14 protein-coding genes are annotated in these 14,699 nt (G+C 71.0%); 7 read left to right on the plus strand and 7 right to left on the minus strand.

Annotated features, from left to right (window positions below):
* Positions 1 to 18 precede the first annotated feature (18 nt).
* The gene (locus C2L58_RS02435) at positions 19 to 1,227 is read right to left on the minus strand and encodes a PQQ-dependent sugar dehydrogenase (RefSeq protein WP_103335437.1); all 1,209 of its coding nucleotides are present in this window, start codon (positions 1,225 to 1,227) and stop codon (positions 19 to 21) included.
* Between the two features lie 65 nt (positions 1,228 to 1,292).
* Between C2L58_RS02435 and C2L58_RS02440 the strand changes: the two genes are divergently transcribed.
* Together C2L58_RS02440 and C2L58_RS02445 are read left to right on the plus strand one after the other, a co-directional pair.
* The gene (locus C2L58_RS02440) at positions 1,293 to 2,201 is read left to right on the plus strand and encodes a 2-hydroxyacid dehydrogenase (RefSeq protein WP_199191059.1); all 909 of its coding nucleotides are present in this window, start codon (positions 1,293 to 1,295) and stop codon (positions 2,199 to 2,201) included.
* Between the two features lie 37 nt (positions 2,202 to 2,238).
* Entirely contained in the window at positions 2,239 to 2,814 is a 576-nt protein-coding gene (locus C2L58_RS02445; protein ID WP_103335441.1) for a DoxX family membrane protein, read from the plus strand.
* Positions 2,815 to 3,129: 315 nt separating this feature from the next.
* Here C2L58_RS02445 and ilvD read toward each other — a convergent pair whose 3' ends face one another.
* The gene (gene ilvD, locus C2L58_RS02450) at positions 3,130 to 4,974 is read right to left on the minus strand and encodes a dihydroxy-acid dehydratase (protein WP_103335443.1); all 1,845 of its coding nucleotides are present in this window, start codon (positions 4,972 to 4,974) and stop codon (positions 3,130 to 3,132) included.
* Positions 4,975 to 5,064: 90 nt separating this feature from the next.
* Positions 5,065 to 5,595, minus strand: coding sequence for a PH domain-containing protein (locus C2L58_RS02455; protein WP_103335445.1), 531 nt, complete (start codon positions 5,593 to 5,595; stop codon positions 5,065 to 5,067).
* Between the two features lie 265 nt (positions 5,596 to 5,860).
* Here C2L58_RS02455 and C2L58_RS02460 point away from each other — a divergent pair, with 265 nt between their 5' ends.
* The 4 genes from C2L58_RS02460 (at position 5,861) to C2L58_RS02475 (ending at position 9,682) form a co-directional block, all read left to right on the plus strand.
* The gene (locus tag C2L58_RS02460) at positions 5,861 to 7,753 is read left to right on the plus strand and encodes an acetolactate synthase large subunit (RefSeq protein ID WP_233225514.1); all 1,893 of its coding nucleotides are present in this window, start codon (positions 5,861 to 5,863) and stop codon (positions 7,751 to 7,753) included.
* 1 nt (position 7,754) lies between these two features.
* Positions 7,755 to 8,261 (plus strand): acetolactate synthase small subunit, encoded by a 507-nt coding sequence (gene ilvN, locus C2L58_RS02465; RefSeq protein ID WP_003080760.1) that lies wholly within the window; start codon positions 7,755 to 7,757, stop codon positions 8,259 to 8,261.
* A 38-nt stretch (positions 8,262 to 8,299) separates the two neighbouring features.
* Positions 8,300 to 9,313, plus strand: a complete 1,014-nt coding sequence (gene ilvC, locus C2L58_RS02470; protein WP_013223583.1) for a ketol-acid reductoisomerase — start codon at positions 8,300 to 8,302, stop codon at positions 9,311 to 9,313.
* Positions 9,314 to 9,400: 87 nt separating this feature from the next.
* Positions 9,401 to 9,682: a DUF397 domain-containing protein gene (locus C2L58_RS02475; RefSeq protein WP_013223584.1), complete on the plus strand. Its 282-nt coding sequence runs from the start codon at positions 9,401 to 9,403 to the stop codon at positions 9,680 to 9,682.
* Here C2L58_RS02475 and C2L58_RS02480 read toward each other — a convergent pair.
* The 4 genes from C2L58_RS02480 to C2L58_RS02495 form a co-directional block, all read right to left on the minus strand.
* Positions 9,679 to 10,542: a nuclear transport factor 2 family protein gene (locus C2L58_RS02480; RefSeq protein WP_103335448.1), complete on the minus strand. Its 864-nt coding sequence runs from the start codon at positions 10,540 to 10,542 to the stop codon at positions 9,679 to 9,681. The genes C2L58_RS02475 and C2L58_RS02480 overlap by 4 nt on opposite strands.
* 71 nt (positions 10,543 to 10,613) lie before the next feature.
* A complete protein-coding gene (locus C2L58_RS02485) occupies positions 10,614 to 11,930 on the minus strand; it encodes an ankyrin repeat domain-containing protein (protein WP_103335450.1) in 1,317 nt (438 codons plus the stop codon).
* A 328-nt stretch (positions 11,931 to 12,258) separates the two neighbouring features.
* Positions 12,259 to 13,083, minus strand: coding sequence for a TIGR03620 family F420-dependent LLM class oxidoreductase (locus C2L58_RS02490; protein ID WP_103335452.1), 825 nt, complete (start codon positions 13,081 to 13,083; stop codon positions 12,259 to 12,261).
* Positions 13,080 to 13,979, minus strand: a complete 900-nt coding sequence (locus C2L58_RS02495) for a TIGR03620 family F420-dependent LLM class oxidoreductase (RefSeq protein WP_103335453.1) — start codon at positions 13,977 to 13,979, stop codon at positions 13,080 to 13,082. The genes C2L58_RS02490 and C2L58_RS02495 overlap by 4 nt, the downstream gene beginning before the upstream one ends.
* A gap of 87 nt (positions 13,980 to 14,066) precedes the next feature.
* Between C2L58_RS02495 and C2L58_RS02500 the strand changes: the two genes are divergently transcribed.
* Positions 14,067 to 14,630 carry a TetR/AcrR family transcriptional regulator gene (locus C2L58_RS02500; RefSeq protein ID WP_103335524.1) on the plus strand — a complete coding sequence of 188 codons (564 nt, stop codon included), beginning with the start codon at positions 14,067 to 14,069 and terminating at the stop codon, positions 14,628 to 14,630.
* The last annotated feature ends 69 nt before the right edge of the window (positions 14,631 to 14,699 follow it).

A 14,699-nucleotide genomic window follows, 5' to 3' on the forward strand; every position in this document is an offset into this window, starting at 1 on the left:
TGGTGAAAAACTCGCAGGTCAGTCCTTGCTGTTGCCGCCGCCGGAGGTGGCCGGGGTGATCAGGACGACGCGGTCGTCGCTGGAGACCGGGGTGCCGCCGTCCTTGTTGACCGTGCCCGCCACCGCCAGCTGCGGGTTGATCATGCTCATGCCGGCCAGTCGCCCGTACGTCAGCGGGGGCTTGCCGGTCTTGCCGTCGAGGCTGATCGTCGGCTTGCCGCTGATCGCTCCGTCCGGGCTGACCGGCAGGTTCTGCAGGTTGCCGGCCAGTGAGGTCCCGACCGAGAGGGAGCCGTTGGCGTCGACGAAGTCGGCGCAGCCCGCGACACCCGGTTTGTCCGGCCACGTCCACGCCGGCGTCGCCAGTGGCTGGCCGGCCTGGATCCGGTAGAGGGCGTCCTTGTCGGCGAGGCGGTCGGTGACCCAGACGCGGCCGCCGTCGGCCGAGGCGCACACCCCGCCCGGTGCGTGCAGGCCGGCCGCCACCGCGAGCGAGCCGTTCGGGTTGCCCGCCGCGGCCTTGCCGGAGGTGTCGATCCGCAGCAGCTTGCCGGCGAGGGAGTTCGGGTCGGCCGCGGCGGCCGGGTTGCCCGCGTCGCCGGTCGCGACCAGCAGCGCGCCGCGGTTGTCGGTGCCGACCGTGCCACGGTTGCCGGACGCGCCCTTCGGGATGCCGGTGAGCACCGGCTTCGGCGACTGGCCCTTGGCGAACCGCACGACGCGGTTGTCGGTCGCGGTCGTGATGTAAGCGAACACCAGCTGGTCCTCGACGTACGACGGCGACAGCGCGAGCCCGGTCAGGCCGCCGTCGCCGGCCGCCTGGACGTCGAGCTTCGCGAAGTCCGTCGTGTCCTTGCCGCTCGTCGCCAGCACGACGCGGCCGCTCTTGCGCTCGCCGGCCAGCGCGCTGGGCGTGGAGCCGTCACCCGGCAGGCCGGCCACCGCGGCGACGGTGTCCAGGCACGTCGCGATCACCGACGGGTCGAAGTCCTTGCAGCCCTGCGGCGGCGGCACCGGCGCGGCCGACTGGCCGGGCCGCGCCTGCTTCGGGTCGCTCCCGGAGTCCGCGCCGGGACCCTGGACCTCGGGCGGCGACTCGGGGCTCGGCACGGGCGCGGGGCTGAACGTCTGGCCCGCCGCGGTGTCGTCGAACCGCGCGCACCCGGCGGGCAGCAGGACGCCGCAAGCCAAGATCGCCAGCAGGGCCGAGCGGTAGCGGGTGCGCATGATCCCCCAGCCTAAGGGCCGGTGCGTGAACCATGGGTGAGTACTCCTCGATTACGTTGGAGATCATGACGCTGACCGTGCTGGTGCCCGACGACGAGGGCATGACCGTGCTCGCCGAGGTCCCGCGGGTCCTGCCCGTGCGCTACCAGTGGGGCGAACGGGTGCCGCCCGAGGCCGCGAAGGCGCAGGTGCTCATCCCCGGCAAGCACCCGCCGGGGGAGCAGCTGTGGCGCACGCTGCCGAACCTGAAGCTGATCCAGCTGCTGTCCGCCGGCGCCGAGGACTGGGTCGGCAAAGTGCCCGACGGTGTCCTGCTCTCCACCTGCCGCGGCGCGCACGGCGGGAGCACGGCCGAGTGGGTCGTCGCGGCGCTGCTGTCGATCTACCGGAAGCTGGACGTCTTCGCCGCGGCGCAGCGCGAAGGCCGGTGGGAGCGGCAATCGGCGGACACGCTGCAGGGCAAGCGCGTGCTCGTCATCGGCGCCGGCGATCTCGGACAGCACCTGCGGCGCCGGCTGGAGCCGTTCGATGCGCGCTGCACGATGGTCGGGATGACCGCGCGGGAGGGCGTGCACGGCGTGCGCGAGCTGCCCGGCCTGCTCGAGCTGCACGACGTCGTGGTGCTGATGGTGCCGCTGACCTCCCGCACGCGCGGGATGGCCGACGCGGAGTTCCTGGCCCGGATGCGCGACGGCGCGGTGCTGGTCAACGTCGCGCGCGGCGCCGTCGTGGTCACCGACGCCCTGGTCGCCGAATTGACCACGGGCCGGCTGCGGGCCGCCCTCGACGTCACCGATCCCGAGCCGCCGCCCGCCGGGCACCCGCTGTGGACGGCGCCGGGGCTGCTGCTGACGCCGCACGTCGGCGGGGCCGTGCGCGGGGTCCGTGGTCGTTCGTACGCCGTCGCCGCGGCCGAGATCGCCCGGTACGCCGGTGGCGACCTGCCGGACAACCTCGTGCACGGCGAATACTGAGCTCGCCAGGCCCGCGGCGATCCCCTAACCTGCGCGGGTGAGCAGTGGAGACGACTTTTCGCAGCAGCCCACCAGCGTCCTGTCGGGCGTCGAGGACGATCGGTCGGACGACACGCCGCGCCAGGGCGGGCTCGGCCTCGGCCTGCTGATCCTGCGGCTGGCGCTCGGCGTGACCATGGGCGCGCACGGCCTGCAGCACCTGTTCGGCCTGTTCGGCGGGCCGGGCATCGGCGGGTTCGCGCGGGTGCTGGAGACGTACGGCTACCACAAGCAGACGACGCTGCTGTCGTGGATCACGGGCATCACCGAGGTCGGGGGTGGCGTGCTGGTGATCGTCGGGCTGTTCACGCCGCTGGCCGCGGCCGGGTTGCTCGGGGTGGCGGCCAATGCCGTTTACGCGAAGTTCCACGGCGGGTTCTTCGAAGGTTCGGGGCGGGGGTTCGAGTTCGAGCTGCTGCTGGCGGCCTCGGCGTTGAGCCTGCTGTTCACCGGGTCCGGGCCGATTTCGCTGGAGCGGAACACGCCTTGGCGGAAGCGGCCGTTGCCGTTGGGGCTGGTCTCGCTGCTGCTGGCGGCCGCCGCGGCCGTTGTGGTCATTGTTTTGACACGGTAGCGAGGCGGGCCGGCTCGGGGTGGGGACAACTCGGCGGCTCGGAGCGGGGCTGTGGACAACTGGGGTTCGCGGGTCCGGAATTGTCGGTGGCCGCGAGTAACGTTGAATCCGGGGGTCCCCCAAGCGGCGGGGGTCTGGAATGCCCGAAAAAGGGCGGCCCGGAACCAAGGGACGGCTGTCGCGGAGCCAGGGAGGCGTCGTGGAACCCGGGGACAGCCGTCGTGGATCCAGGAGACGGCCGTCGCGTCGAGCCTCCTGAACGCCGGAAGGCCGCCCCGGCGGAGCGGGACGGCCTTCTCGGGGTCGGGCCGGAACTTACTTGTTCACGTCGCGGACCGCGCCCGTGTCCGCCGACGTCGCCATCCGGGCGTACGCGCGCAACGCCGCCGTCACCGGGCGCTGGCGGTCCTTCGGCTGCCAGGGCCGCTCGGACGCCTCCATCTTCGCCCGGCGCTCCGCCAGCACCGACTCGTCGACCAGCAGCTCCAGGCGTCGCTCGTGGATGTCCAGCAGGATGCGGTCGCCGTTCTCGACCAGGCCGATCAGGCCGCCCGCTGCCGCCTCGGGGGAGATGTGGCCCACCGAAATGCCCGAGGACCCGCCGGAAAACCGGCCGTCCGTGATCAGGGCGCACTTCTTGCCCAGGCCCGAGCCCTTGAGGAACGCCGTCGGGTGCAGCATCTCCTGCATGCCCGGGCCGCCCGCCGGGCCCTCGTAGCGGATCACCAGCACCTCGCCCGGCTGGATCTCCTTCTTCAAGATCGCCGACACCGCTTCCTCCTGGCTCTCCAGGACCCGCGCCGGGCCCTCGAAGTGCCACAGGTCCTCGTCGATGCCCGCCGCCTTGATCACCGCGCCGTTCTCCGCGAGGTTGCCGCGCAGGATCGCCAGGCCGCCGTCCTTCGTGTAGGCGTGCTCGACGTCGCGGATGCAGCCGCCCGCCGCGTCCGTGTCCAACGATGACCAGCGGTTCGAAGTCGAGAACGCCTGCGTCGTGCGGACCCCGCCCGGCGCCGCGTGGAAGAGCTCGACCGCCGTGGCAGAAGGGGAAGCGGCGCGGATGTCCCAGGAACCGAGCCAGGAGTCCAGATCGCGCGAGTGCACCGACCACACGTCGGTGTTGAGCAGCCCGCCGCGGTACAGCTCGCCGAGGATGGCCGGGATTCCGCCCGCCCGGTGGACGTCTTCCATGTGGTAGTCGGAGTTCGGCGCCACCTTCGACAGGCACGGCACGCGGCGGCCGATCGCGTCGATGTCGGCGATCGTGAAGTCGACCTCGCCCTCCTGGGCGGCCGCGAGGATGTGCAGCACCGTGTTCGTCGAACCGCCCATGGCCATGTCCAGCGCCATCGCGTTCTCGAACGCCGCCTTCGACGCGATCGAGCGCGGCAGGACCGAGGCGTCGTCCTCCTCGTACCAGCGGCGGCACAGCTCGACGACGGTCCGGCCGGCCTCCTCGAACAGCGCGCGGCGCGCGGCGTGCGTCGCCAGCGTCGAACCGTTGCCCGGCAGCGAAAGGCCCAGCGCTTCGGTCAGGCAGTTCATCGAGTTCGCGGTGAACATGCCGGAGCACGAGCCGCAGGTCGGACAGGCCGAGCGCTCGACGATGTCGAGGCCGTCGTCGTCGACCTCGGTGCTCGCCGACGCCGCGATCGCGGTGATCAGGTCGGTCGGGGCCTGCGCGACACCGCCCACGACGACCGCCTTGCCGGCCTCCATCGGGCCGCCGGAGACGAACACCACCGGGATGTTCAGCCGCATCGCGGCGTTGAGCATGCCCGGGGTGATCTTGTCGCAGTTGGAGATGCACACCAGCGCGTCGGCCTGGTGCGCGTTGACCATGTACTCGACCGAGTCGGCGATGATCTCGCGCGAGGGCAGCGAGTAGAGCATGCCGGAGTGGCCCATGGCGATGCCGTCGTCGACGGCGATGGTGTGGAACTCGCGCGCGACGCCGCCCGCTTCCTTGACCGCGCCCGCGACGATTTCGCCGAGGTCTTTCAGGTGCACGTGGCCGGGCACGAACTGGGTGTAGGAGTTGGCGATCGCCACGATCGGCTTGCCGAAGTCGCTGTCGGTCATGCCGGTGGCACGCCAGAGCGAGCGCGCGCCCGCCGCGTTGCGGCCGTGGGTGGTGGTCCGGGAACGGAGAGGCGGCACGGGAACTCCCAGGTCAAAGGGTGGCCGGCGAAACTGGTAGGACCAATTTACGCTGCCGGGCGAAGCCGGTCCGCCGAGGGTGGGACCGGGCTACTCCTTGGCCGAGGACTCGGACGTCCCGGGCTTGATGTCCCCGGTCTCCAGCACGCCGCTCGGGTCGGCGACCAGCCCCTCGCTCACCATCGACAGCACCGGCAGGTGCCGGGTGCGCACGGTCGGCAGCGGCACCTTCGTGTCGTCCTGCAGCACCGCCTGCACCCGCGACTTCTTCGTGATCGCGAGCCCCTTCAACGCCGACCACGGGATGTCGCGGTGGCCGAACATCGTGCGGACCGCCAGTCCCGAGCGCGTCGCGATCGTGCGGTGGCGGACCACGAACACCGCCAGCGCGATCGGGAAGATGTAGAGCCACTGCAGGTACGGGATCTCCCCGAGCGCGATCGGCGTCACGCAGATCGTCAGGAGGGCGATCGCCATGAAGGACGTGCGGGGGACGCGGAAGACGGCCTTCCGGCCTTCGTCCTGCTGTTTTTCGGCCACCCGGAAATGGTGCACCGCGCGCACACCCGGCTCGAACCCGGGTCGCGCGCGCGTGACGTGCGCCGCGCAGGCGTCCACCATGCGGACTCTCCATCCCGCAGAGTTGACACCCGCATGGCGTTCGGTCTAGCGTCATCGCCGTGACACCGCTGACCGGCCTCGTACTTCCCAAGCGCGTCGACGCTTAGGGAAGACTTTCCGCTGCGTCGACGCGCGAACCCTCGTGCGACCTTACGGTCGGCGAGGGTTTTTTGTTGCCCACGGGAAGAGATTCCTGGCCCCACCGCACCAATCGAGCTCAAAAAAGACCCGAACGAGTGACACCGAGACCCACGAGGCAGATCCGATGACCAGTGCGACGTCGCGCAGCGACGCGAAGCCCGGGCCGACGCCCGGAACGCCCGGAGCACGTCCGAAGCCGGCGCCACCGGCGGGAACGCCGGTGCGCGTCACCGGCGCCCAGTCCCTCGTGCGCTCGCTCGAGGCGGTCGGCGCCGAGGTGGTCTTCGGGATCCCGGGCGGCACCATCCTGCCCGCCTACGACCCGCTCCTCGATTCGACGAAGGTCCGCCACGTCCTGGTCCGCCACGAACAGGGCGCCGGTCACGCGGCCACCGGGTACGCCCAAGCCACCGGCAAGGTCGGCGTCTGCATGGCCACCTCGGGCCCGGGCGCGACCAACCTGGTCACCCCGCTCGCCGACGCGAACATGGACTCGGTCCCGGTCGTGGCCATCACCGGCCAGCAGTCCCGGGCGCTGATCGGCACCGACGCGTTCCAGGAAGCCGACATCTGCGGCATCACCATGCCGATCACCAAGCACAACTTCCTCGTCACGGACCCCGCGGACATCCCGCGGACCATCGCCGAGGCGTTCCACCTGGCGAGCACCGGCCGGCCCGGTCCGGTCCTGGTGGACATCCCCAAGGACGTGCTGCAGGAGATGACCTCGTTCTCCTGGCCGACCGAGCTGCGGCTGCCGGGCTACCGCCCCACGCTGCGCCCGCACGGCAAGCAGGTCCGCGAAGCCGCGAAGCTGATCGCGAAGGCGCGGCGCCCGGTGCTCTACGTCGGCGGTGGCGTCATCAAGGCCGAGGCGCACGAGCAGCTGAAGCAGCTCGCCGAGCTGACGAACATCCCCGTCGTCACCACGCTGATGGCGCGCGGCGCGTTCCCCGACTCGCACCCGCAGCACCTCGGCATGCCGGGCATGCACGGCACGGTCGCCGCGGTCGCCGCCATGCAGCGCGCCGACCTGCTGATCGCGCTCGGCGCCCGGTTCGACGACCGGGTCACCGGCCAGCTGTCCTCGTTCGCGCCGGACGCCGCGATCGTGCACGCCGACATCGACCCGGCCGAGATCTCCAAGAACCGCAAGGCCGACGTCCCGATCGTGGGCGACTGCAAGGAGATCATCGGCGAGCTCATCACCGCCGTGAAGACGGAGTTCGACCACAGCGGTCAGCCGGACCTGGCCGACTGGTGGACGCAGGCCGACGACTGGCGCAAGAACTACCCGGCCGGCTACGAGTGGCCCGACGACGGTTCGCTGTCGCCGCAGTACGTCATCGAGCGGATCGGGCAGATCGTCGGCCCGGACGCCGTCTACGCCGCGGGTGTCGGCCAGCACCAGATGTGGGCCGCGCAGTTCGTCAAGTACGAGAACCCGCGCACCTGGATCAACTCCGGCGGCCTCGGCACCATGGGCTACGCGGTGCCCGCCGCGATGGGCGCGCAGTTCGGCGTCCCGGACAAGCAGGTGTGGGCGATCGACGGCGACGGCTGCTTCCAGATGACCAACCAGGAACTGGCCACCTGCGCCATCGAGGGCGCGCCGATCAAGGTCGCCGTGATCAACAACGGCAACCTGGGCATGGTCCGCCAGTGGCAGAACCTCTTCTACTCGGAGCGGTACTCCAACACCGACCTCGGGACGCACAAGCACCGCATCCCGGACTTCGTCCTGCTGGCCGAGGCGCTGGGGTGCGCCGGCCTGCGGTGCGAGACGAAGGAAGACGTCGACGCCACCATCCGCCGCGCGATGGAAATCAACGACCGCCCCGTCGTGATCGACTTCGTCGTGGGGAAGGATGCCCAGGTGTGGCCGATGGTCGCGGCCGGCACCGGCAACGACGAGATCATGGCGGTCCGGGGCATCCGGCCGCTGTTCGACGACGACGAGGTTTCGGTCGAGACGACCGAAGCAGCCGCGGAAGCCGCTGGAGAAGGTGAGCGCTGAGATGAGCGTCCACACGCTGAGTGTCCTGGTCGAGAACAAGCCCGGTGTGCTCGCGCGCGTTTCGGGCCTGTTCTCCCGCCGCGGGTTCAACATCGAGTCCCTCGCCGTCGGGCCCACGGAAAACCCCGAGGTGTCCCGCATGACGATCGTGGTCGCCGTGGAAGAGCTACCGCTCGAACAGGTGACGAAGCAGCTCAACAAGCTGGTCAACGTGATCAAGATCGTCGAGCTGGAACAGTCGACCGCCGTGCAGCGCGAACTGCTGCTGGTGAAGGTTCGCGCCGACAACACCGTGCGCAGCCAGGTCCTCGAAACCGTCCAGCTCTTCCGTGCGAAGGTGGTGGACGTGTCCCCGGAGGCGCTCACCGTCGAGGCGACCGGGACGTCGGACAAGATCGGCGCCCTCTTGCGGATGCTGGAGCCGTATGGCATCCGCGAACTCGTGCAGTCCGGCATGGTCGCGGTCGGGCGCGGAGCCCGCTCGATCACCGCAACATCGCCGCGTTAAGCAGTCTTTGTAAGTCAGGAAAGGAAGCAGTAACCCCCATGGCAGTGGAAATCTTCTACGACGACGACGCCGACCTCTCGATCATCCAGGGGCGCAAGGTCGCTGTCATCGGCTACGGCAGCCAGGGCCACGCCCACTCGCTGAGCCTGCGCGACTCCGGCGTCGACGTCCGCATCGGCCTGCCCGAGGGGTCCAAGTCGCGGGCGAAGGCCGAGGAGCAGGGCCTGCGCGTGCTCACCCCGGCCGAGGCGTCGGCCGAAGCCGACCTGATCATGATCCTGGCGCCGGACACGAAGCAGCGCTTCATCTACGAGCAGGACATCGCGCCGAACCTCAAGGACGGCGACGCGATCTTCTTCGGGCACGGCTTCAACATCCGCTACGACCTGATCAAGCCGCCGGCCAACGTCGACGTCGCGATGGTCGCCCCGAAGGGCCCGGGCCACCTGGTCCGCCGCCAGTTCGTCGACGGCAAGGGCGTCCCGGCGCTCATCGCCGTGGAGCAGGACGCCTCCGGCAACGCCCAGGCGCTCGCCCTCTCCTACGCGGCCGCCATCGGTGGCGCCCGCGCCGGCGTCATCAAGACGACGTTCACCGAGGAGACCGAGACCGACCTCTTCGGCGAGCAGGCCGTGCTCTGCGGTGGCGCGTCCGCGCTGGTGCAGACCGGTTTCGAGGTGCTCACCGAGGCCGGCTACGCCCCGGAGATCGCCTACTTCGAGGTGCTGCACGAGCTGAAGCTGATCGTCGACCTCATGTACGAGGGCGGCATCGCGCGCCAGCGCTACTCGATCTCCGACACCGCCGAGTACGGCGACCTGACCCGCGGTCCGCGCGTCATCTCGCCGGCGGTCAAGGAAGAGATGAAGAAGATCCTCGGCGAGATCCAGGACGGCACGTTCGCCCGCGAATGGGTCGCCGAGGACGAGGCCGGCCGGCCGAACTTCACCAAGCTCGAGGAGCAGGGCAACCAGCACCCGATCGAGGCGACCGGCAAGAAGCTGCGCGACCTGATGTCGTGGGTGGACCGGCCGATCACCGAGACCGCTTGATCGTTTTTCGGCAAGACGCTGAAGGGGACGCCCGGTGCCGGGCGTCCCCTTCAGTGCGTTCGGTGGTCGTTTCGCTACGCTGGAGACATGAGTGATCAGCCGGTCGACGACAAGGCGCACATCCGGCACCACCTCGACTTCACGAAGGCCGAGTGGATCCGGGCCGAGCCCGAAGGCGTCACCCTCGACGACTGCGTCGAGTACGCGTTCATCGAGCACACCGACGGCGTCACCTACACGGCGATGCGCCAGTCGGCGAAGCCGGACGGGGTGATCCTCGTCTTCACGCCGGGGGAGTGGGACGCGTTCGTGAAGGGCGTCCGCGACGGCGAGTTCGACCTGCCCGAGGACCTCGCCGCGGAGGCTTAGACCTTTGCCGCCAGCTCGGGGATCCGGCCGAGGTCGCCGGCGATGCCGAGGTGGTCGCCGTAGTCGCGCGATTCGACGACCAGGCCGCCCGAGATCCGCATCGCGAAGATGTTCGCGATCCGGACCGGCTTCCCGGCGTAGCTGCCCTGGTAGGCGAACTCGCCGATCAGCACTTCCGGATCGGCGCTCTGGTAGGTGACCAGGTCCGCGATGGCGAACTCGGGGTTCATCGCCTTGCCCGCCGCGAAGTGCGCTCGCAGCTCGTCGCGGGTGCGCACCACCGCGGAGCCCGGCAGGAACGGGTGCGTGACGTGCGTTTCCTCGGCGTACAGCTCCGGCAGCTCGTCCCGGCGCCCGCCGGCGACACCGTGCACCAGCCGCTCGAACACCGTGCCCGCGCTCTCCGGCGTGACCGGGGACAGCTCGCGCGGCGGCGCCCCTTCGTAGGCCTTGACCAGCTGGTCGACGCCGTCGCGGATGACCGCGAGCCGCAGGTAGTCGTGGTAGTCGCGGGAATGGACGATGAGGCCGTCGCGGATCCGCAGCACCTGGATGTTCGCCGTCTGGATCGTCCGCCCGGTCTCGACCGACTCGGCGTCGTAGTCGTATTCGGCGACGATCACCTCGGGGTCCGTCGTCTCGTGGACGACGACGTTCTTGCGCTTGAGCCGCAGCGCCCCGGCGAGGGCGCTGGTGAACCGTTCGTGGACCGTCGCGCGGCCGGTGATGCGGGTGGGCCGCGGCACGGCCTGGGGGTGTTCGACGACGGTGTCTTCGGCGTAGAGCGCGGAAAGCTCCGCCCATCTTCCTTCGCTGATGCCGTCGGACAGTGCGGCGAACACCTCGCGGGGTGAGTGCATGAGATCCTCCCAGTGGGCAAAACGGAGTCTGTAGTCCGCCTTGGACGATACGGACTACAGACTCCGTTTGTCTACTTCAGCAGGTCCCGCGCGGCCGGTTGCCCGCACACCTCCGCCCACTTCTCCGGGGTGCTGTCGAAGATCGCGTCCCGCGCGCCGACGTCGGCGCCGTTTTCGACGAGCGTGCGGAGGACGTCGAGATGCCCGGACTGCGCGGCCAGGTGCAGCGCCGTGACGCCCTCGCCGTGGTTCGGGCCGCCGAACGTGCCGCGGAAGTTCACGTCGGCGCCGAGGTCGAGCAGCGTCCGGACGGCGTCGAGCCTGCCCTGCGCCGCCGCCCAGGCCAGCGCGGTGCCGCGGTAGACGTCGGCGTCCACCTCGGCACCCCGGGCGACGAGCGTTCTCAGCGCGTCGACCCGGTTGTTGCGCGCCGCCCAGGTGAGGGCTTCGTTCCTGACTTCGGCGGGGTCGTCCGCCGGCTGCCAGCGGGGGAAACCGCTGTGGGGGCGGTAGAAACCGCGGTGGGCGCCGCCGCGGCCCGAGGTCAGGAGTTGGTCGAGGGCGTCGATGTCGCCGAGCCCGGCCGCGACGCGCAGGTTGCCCGGCGCGCGGCTGTGCGCGGCCAAGGTCTCCGCGGCTTCGCGGTGGCCCCAGAACAGGGCGACGACCAGGGGCGTGCCGCCGTCGCCGCGGGCCGAGACGTCGACGGGTGCGCCGTGCCGCAGGAGCAGGTCGAGCAGGAGCGGCAGGTTGCTGTAGGCGGCTTGGTGCAGGGGTGTCCAGCCGTGGACGTTGCCGCGGGCCGGGTCGGCGCCGTGGTCGAGGAGGATCCGGCTGAGCCGCTCGTCGTGCGTGGCGCCGGCCATGCCGAGCAGGTCGTTGCCGTTGGTGCCACGGGCGTCGACGAGCCCTGGGAACTCGCCGAGCAGCGTTTCGAGCCGCTCGGGATCCCGTGCCTCGATCGCCCGGTACGCGCGGGCGAACGGCTCACCACTGTCCACAAGAGACTTGACGTGGTCGCGAAGTGCTTTCCAGGAACCGAAACCGTGCTCGCGGGCGACGACCGCGCGGGCGCCGTCTCGGGTGAGCGGCTGGTCCCAGCGGGCGAACGGCTCCTTCACGCCGGGCGTCTCGTCCTCGGCCGAGGCGAGCAGCCCGAGCGCGCGTTCGGCGTAGTAGCCGACGTCCTGGTGATACGGGTGCTGCAGGGTTTCCCCGTGCTCGGTGACGCGCCGGACGTAGGCCTGAAGCTTCGGCCAGCTCGGGAACCCGTGGTCCCGCGCGATCCGGAACTGCGCTTCGGCGAGTTTGACGCCTTCGGCGCGCGCGAGGTCCTTTGCGCGCTTGCGCAGCTGGTCCAGGCTGGGTTTCGCGGGCAGCGTGCCCATGGTGCCTCCTTCCCTCGACGCCCGTGGTCCGCCGGCACCGGGCAGGAAAGAGGTGCGGAGCTGGTGGTGCGGTGAAACGGGGGTGGGCTCGGCCCTTTCCGCGGACGGGACGCGGCCCGCACCGCGCCCCGCCACCCTACCCCCGCGTGAAGGAAGGGTCATCACGCGTGATTGGCGGGTCGACTCGCGTGATTGAAGGGTCGACTCGCGTGATGGGAAGGTCGACACGGCGAAGCTGGGGCTCGTCGCCGTGTCGTCGCCTCAATCACGCGTGTCGGCTTCCCGATCACGCGTGTCGGCTTTCTGATCACGTGAGTCGACCCCTGAATCACGGGCGGAGGTCGGCCAAGAGGCGGTAGGACTTCTCCGTGCGGGCCAGGACCTGGACGCAGACGTGGTCGGCGCCCGCGTCGAGGTGGGCCTGGATCCGGGTGGCCGCCGCCTGCTCGCCGGTGGCGACGATGGCGTCGACCAGGCGATCGCTGCCGCCGTCGGCCAGGTCGGCGTCGGTGAAGCCGAGCCGGCGCAGGTTCGCCTGGTGGTGCGGGGCCTGCCGGACGTACAGGCCCACGTGCTCGCGCGCCGCTTCGCGGGCGGCCTCCGGCGGGGCGTCGAGGATCACCGCCTGCTCGACCGCCAGGTACTTGCCCGGTCCGAGCCGCTCCCGCGCGAGCGCGGTGTGCTCCGGCGGGACGAAGTACGGGTGCGCGCCGTCCGCGCGTTCGGCCGCCAGGTCGAGCGCCCGGGGGCCGAGCGCGGCGATCAGCCGCCGGGGCCGCGGCGACGGCGGTGGCAGGGCGGGCAGCTCGGCCTCGTCCATCCCGGTGAGGTACTCGCGCATCGCCGAAATCGGCCGTGCGCCCGGGAAGTGGCCACCGAGGCCGACGGCGAACCGGCCGGGGTAGGCCTCGCCGAGCGCCCGGGTCGCCGCCTCCGCCGTGATCGGGGCGCGGCGGTCGAACCGCGCGATCCCGGTGGCCACGGTGAGCCGGGACGTCGCCGCCAGGAGCAGGGCCGCCTGCGTGAACGCGTCCCGGCCGGCGTACTCGCCGAACCAGAGCGCGTCGAAGCCGAGTTCCGCCACCTCGGCGGCCGTTTCGCGGACCGCGCCGATCGGGGCGCCGTCGAAGAACCGCCAGATCCCGACACTCATCGGAGCACCTCCGGGGCCAGCTCGGCCAGGATGTCCACAGTGGATTCGAACGTGGCCGCCGACGGCGTCAGCAGCACGTGGTCCGCGCCCGCGTCCCGGAGCTCGGCGAGCCGTTTCGCGATGGTCGGCGCGTCGCCCCAGAGGACGAGGTCGTCGACGAACCGGTCGCTGGGCCCGGCGATGTCGGCGTCGGTGTAGCCGAGCCGTTTCCAGCCCGCCAGGTACACCGTGATGTGGTACTGCCGCGACTGCGCCACCCGGCGCCGCACGCTCTCGCGAGCGTCCTCGCGGCTGCCGACCAGCACGGTCTGCTGCGGGATCAGCAGCTTGTCCGGCCCGAGGATCTCGCGGGCGTACGGCGTGTGCGAGACGGGTTGGGCGAACGGGTGCGCGCCGTCCGCGTGGTCGCGGGACAGCTCCAGCATCTTCGGCCCGACGGCGGCCAGCACCCGGGGAAACGCCACTGGCGAAGGGCTTTCGGCTTCCGTGGCGTCCATTTCGGACAGGTACGCCCGCATCCGGTCGATCGGCCGGTAGTCCTCGCCGAGCTTCGCCGCCTGGAACGCGTGCCCGGCACCGATGCCGAGCACGAACCGGCCGGGGTGGGCCTGGGTGAGCGTGGCGCCGCCCTTGTGCGCGGTCGTCCCGCGCCGGGCCCACAGGTTCGCGATGCCGGTGCCGAGCACGACGTCGGGCACGGTCGCGAGCAGGTCGCCGAAGTGGGCGAAGACCTCCCGCGTGCCGGGTCCTTCGCCGCTCCAGACCGAGCGGTAGCCGGCGTCGGCGAGGCGCCGCGTGGCCGCGCGCTCGACGTCGGGCGGGGGTTGCATGGGCGCGCTCGGCAACCAGGCGCCGATCGCGCCGAGCCGGGTCCGCGTGTCTTCGATCAGGGTCATCCTCGATCCCTCCAGTAAGCTGAGGCTGCCTCCGGTTAATATACGGAGGCAGCCTCCGATTGGCTAGCCGGTATGGTCGGGAGTGCGATGACCGACGTGAAACCGATGCGCGCGGACGCCCGCCGCAACTACGAGCGCCTCCTCGAAGAGGCCCAACGCGCCTTCGCCGAACACGGCGTCGAGGCGTCCCTGGAGGACATCGCGCGCCGCGCCGGCGTCGGCATCGGCACGCTCTACCGGCACTTCCCGACCCGGGACGCGCTGCTCGAGACGCTCCTGCGCGCCCGCTTCGACGCCCAGGCCGAGCGGGCCCGCGAACTGCTCACCCACCCCGAGCCGCTGAACGCCCTGCAGGCCTGGCTCGCCGGGCTCGGGGACGCCACCGGCACCTTCCGCGGCCTGGCCGAGCTCACCGCGGACGCGCTGAACGACGAAACGTCCCGGTTGTACGAATCTTGCCACGCCATGCGCGAGGTCGGTTCCCAGCTGGTGGAACGGGCGAAGCGCGCGGGCGAACTCCGCGAGGACGTCACGGCGCACGAACTGCTTCTGTTGCTGCACGCGGCATCCTGGGCGGGCGGGCACCTGCCCGGCGAAGGGGGCATGCAGCGGCTGCTGGCCCTTGTTTTCGAGGGATTACGGGCGAGTTAACGCCGGGGGACGCCAAGGGCCGCCACCGCGCGTTAAACTCCGGCTCGACCGGGGCACAACGACGTGCTT

It is taken from the genome of Amycolatopsis sp. CA-126428 (assembly GCF_002904335.1).
In the GTDB taxonomy this organism is placed as follows: Bacteria; Actinomycetota; Actinomycetes; order Mycobacteriales; family Pseudonocardiaceae; genus Amycolatopsis.

Excerpts from the sequence above, each read along its gene's own strand:
- C2L58_RS02455 (WP_103335445.1), bottom strand. The coding sequence starts at position 5,595 with ATGGTGGACGCCTGCGCGGCGCACGTCACGCGCGCGCGACCCGGGTTC.
- C2L58_RS02435 (WP_103335437.1), bottom strand. The coding sequence starts at position 1,227 with ATGCGCACCCGCTACCGCTCGGCCCTGCTGGCGATCTTGGCTTGCGGC.
- C2L58_RS02500 (WP_103335524.1), top strand. The coding sequence starts at position 14,067 with ATGACCGACGTGAAACCGATGCGCGCGGACGCCCGCCGCAACTACGAG.
- C2L58_RS02460 (WP_233225514.1), top strand. The coding sequence starts at position 5,861 with ATGACCAGTGCGACGTCGCGCAGCGACGCGAAGCCCGGGCCGACGCCC.
- C2L58_RS02495 (WP_103335453.1), bottom strand. The coding sequence starts at position 13,979 with ATGACCCTGATCGAAGACACGCGGACCCGGCTCGGCGCGATCGGCGCC.
- ilvN (WP_003080760.1), top strand. The coding sequence starts at position 7,755 with ATGAGCGTCCACACGCTGAGTGTCCTGGTCGAGAACAAGCCCGGTGTG.
- C2L58_RS02480 (WP_103335448.1), bottom strand. The coding sequence starts at position 10,542 with ATGCACTCACCCCGCGAGGTGTTCGCCGCACTGTCCGACGGCATCAGC.
- C2L58_RS02440 (WP_199191059.1), top strand. The coding sequence starts at position 1,293 with ATGACGCTGACCGTGCTGGTGCCCGACGACGAGGGCATGACCGTGCTC.
- C2L58_RS02485 (WP_103335450.1), bottom strand. The coding sequence starts at position 11,930 with ATGGGCACGCTGCCCGCGAAACCCAGCCTGGACCAGCTGCGCAAGCGC.
- C2L58_RS02490 (WP_103335452.1), bottom strand. The coding sequence starts at position 13,083 with ATGAGTGTCGGGATCTGGCGGTTCTTCGACGGCGCCCCGATCGGCGCG.
- ilvC (WP_013223583.1), top strand. The coding sequence starts at position 8,300 with ATGGCAGTGGAAATCTTCTACGACGACGACGCCGACCTCTCGATCATC.
- C2L58_RS02475 (WP_013223584.1), top strand. The coding sequence starts at position 9,401 with ATGAGTGATCAGCCGGTCGACGACAAGGCGCACATCCGGCACCACCTC.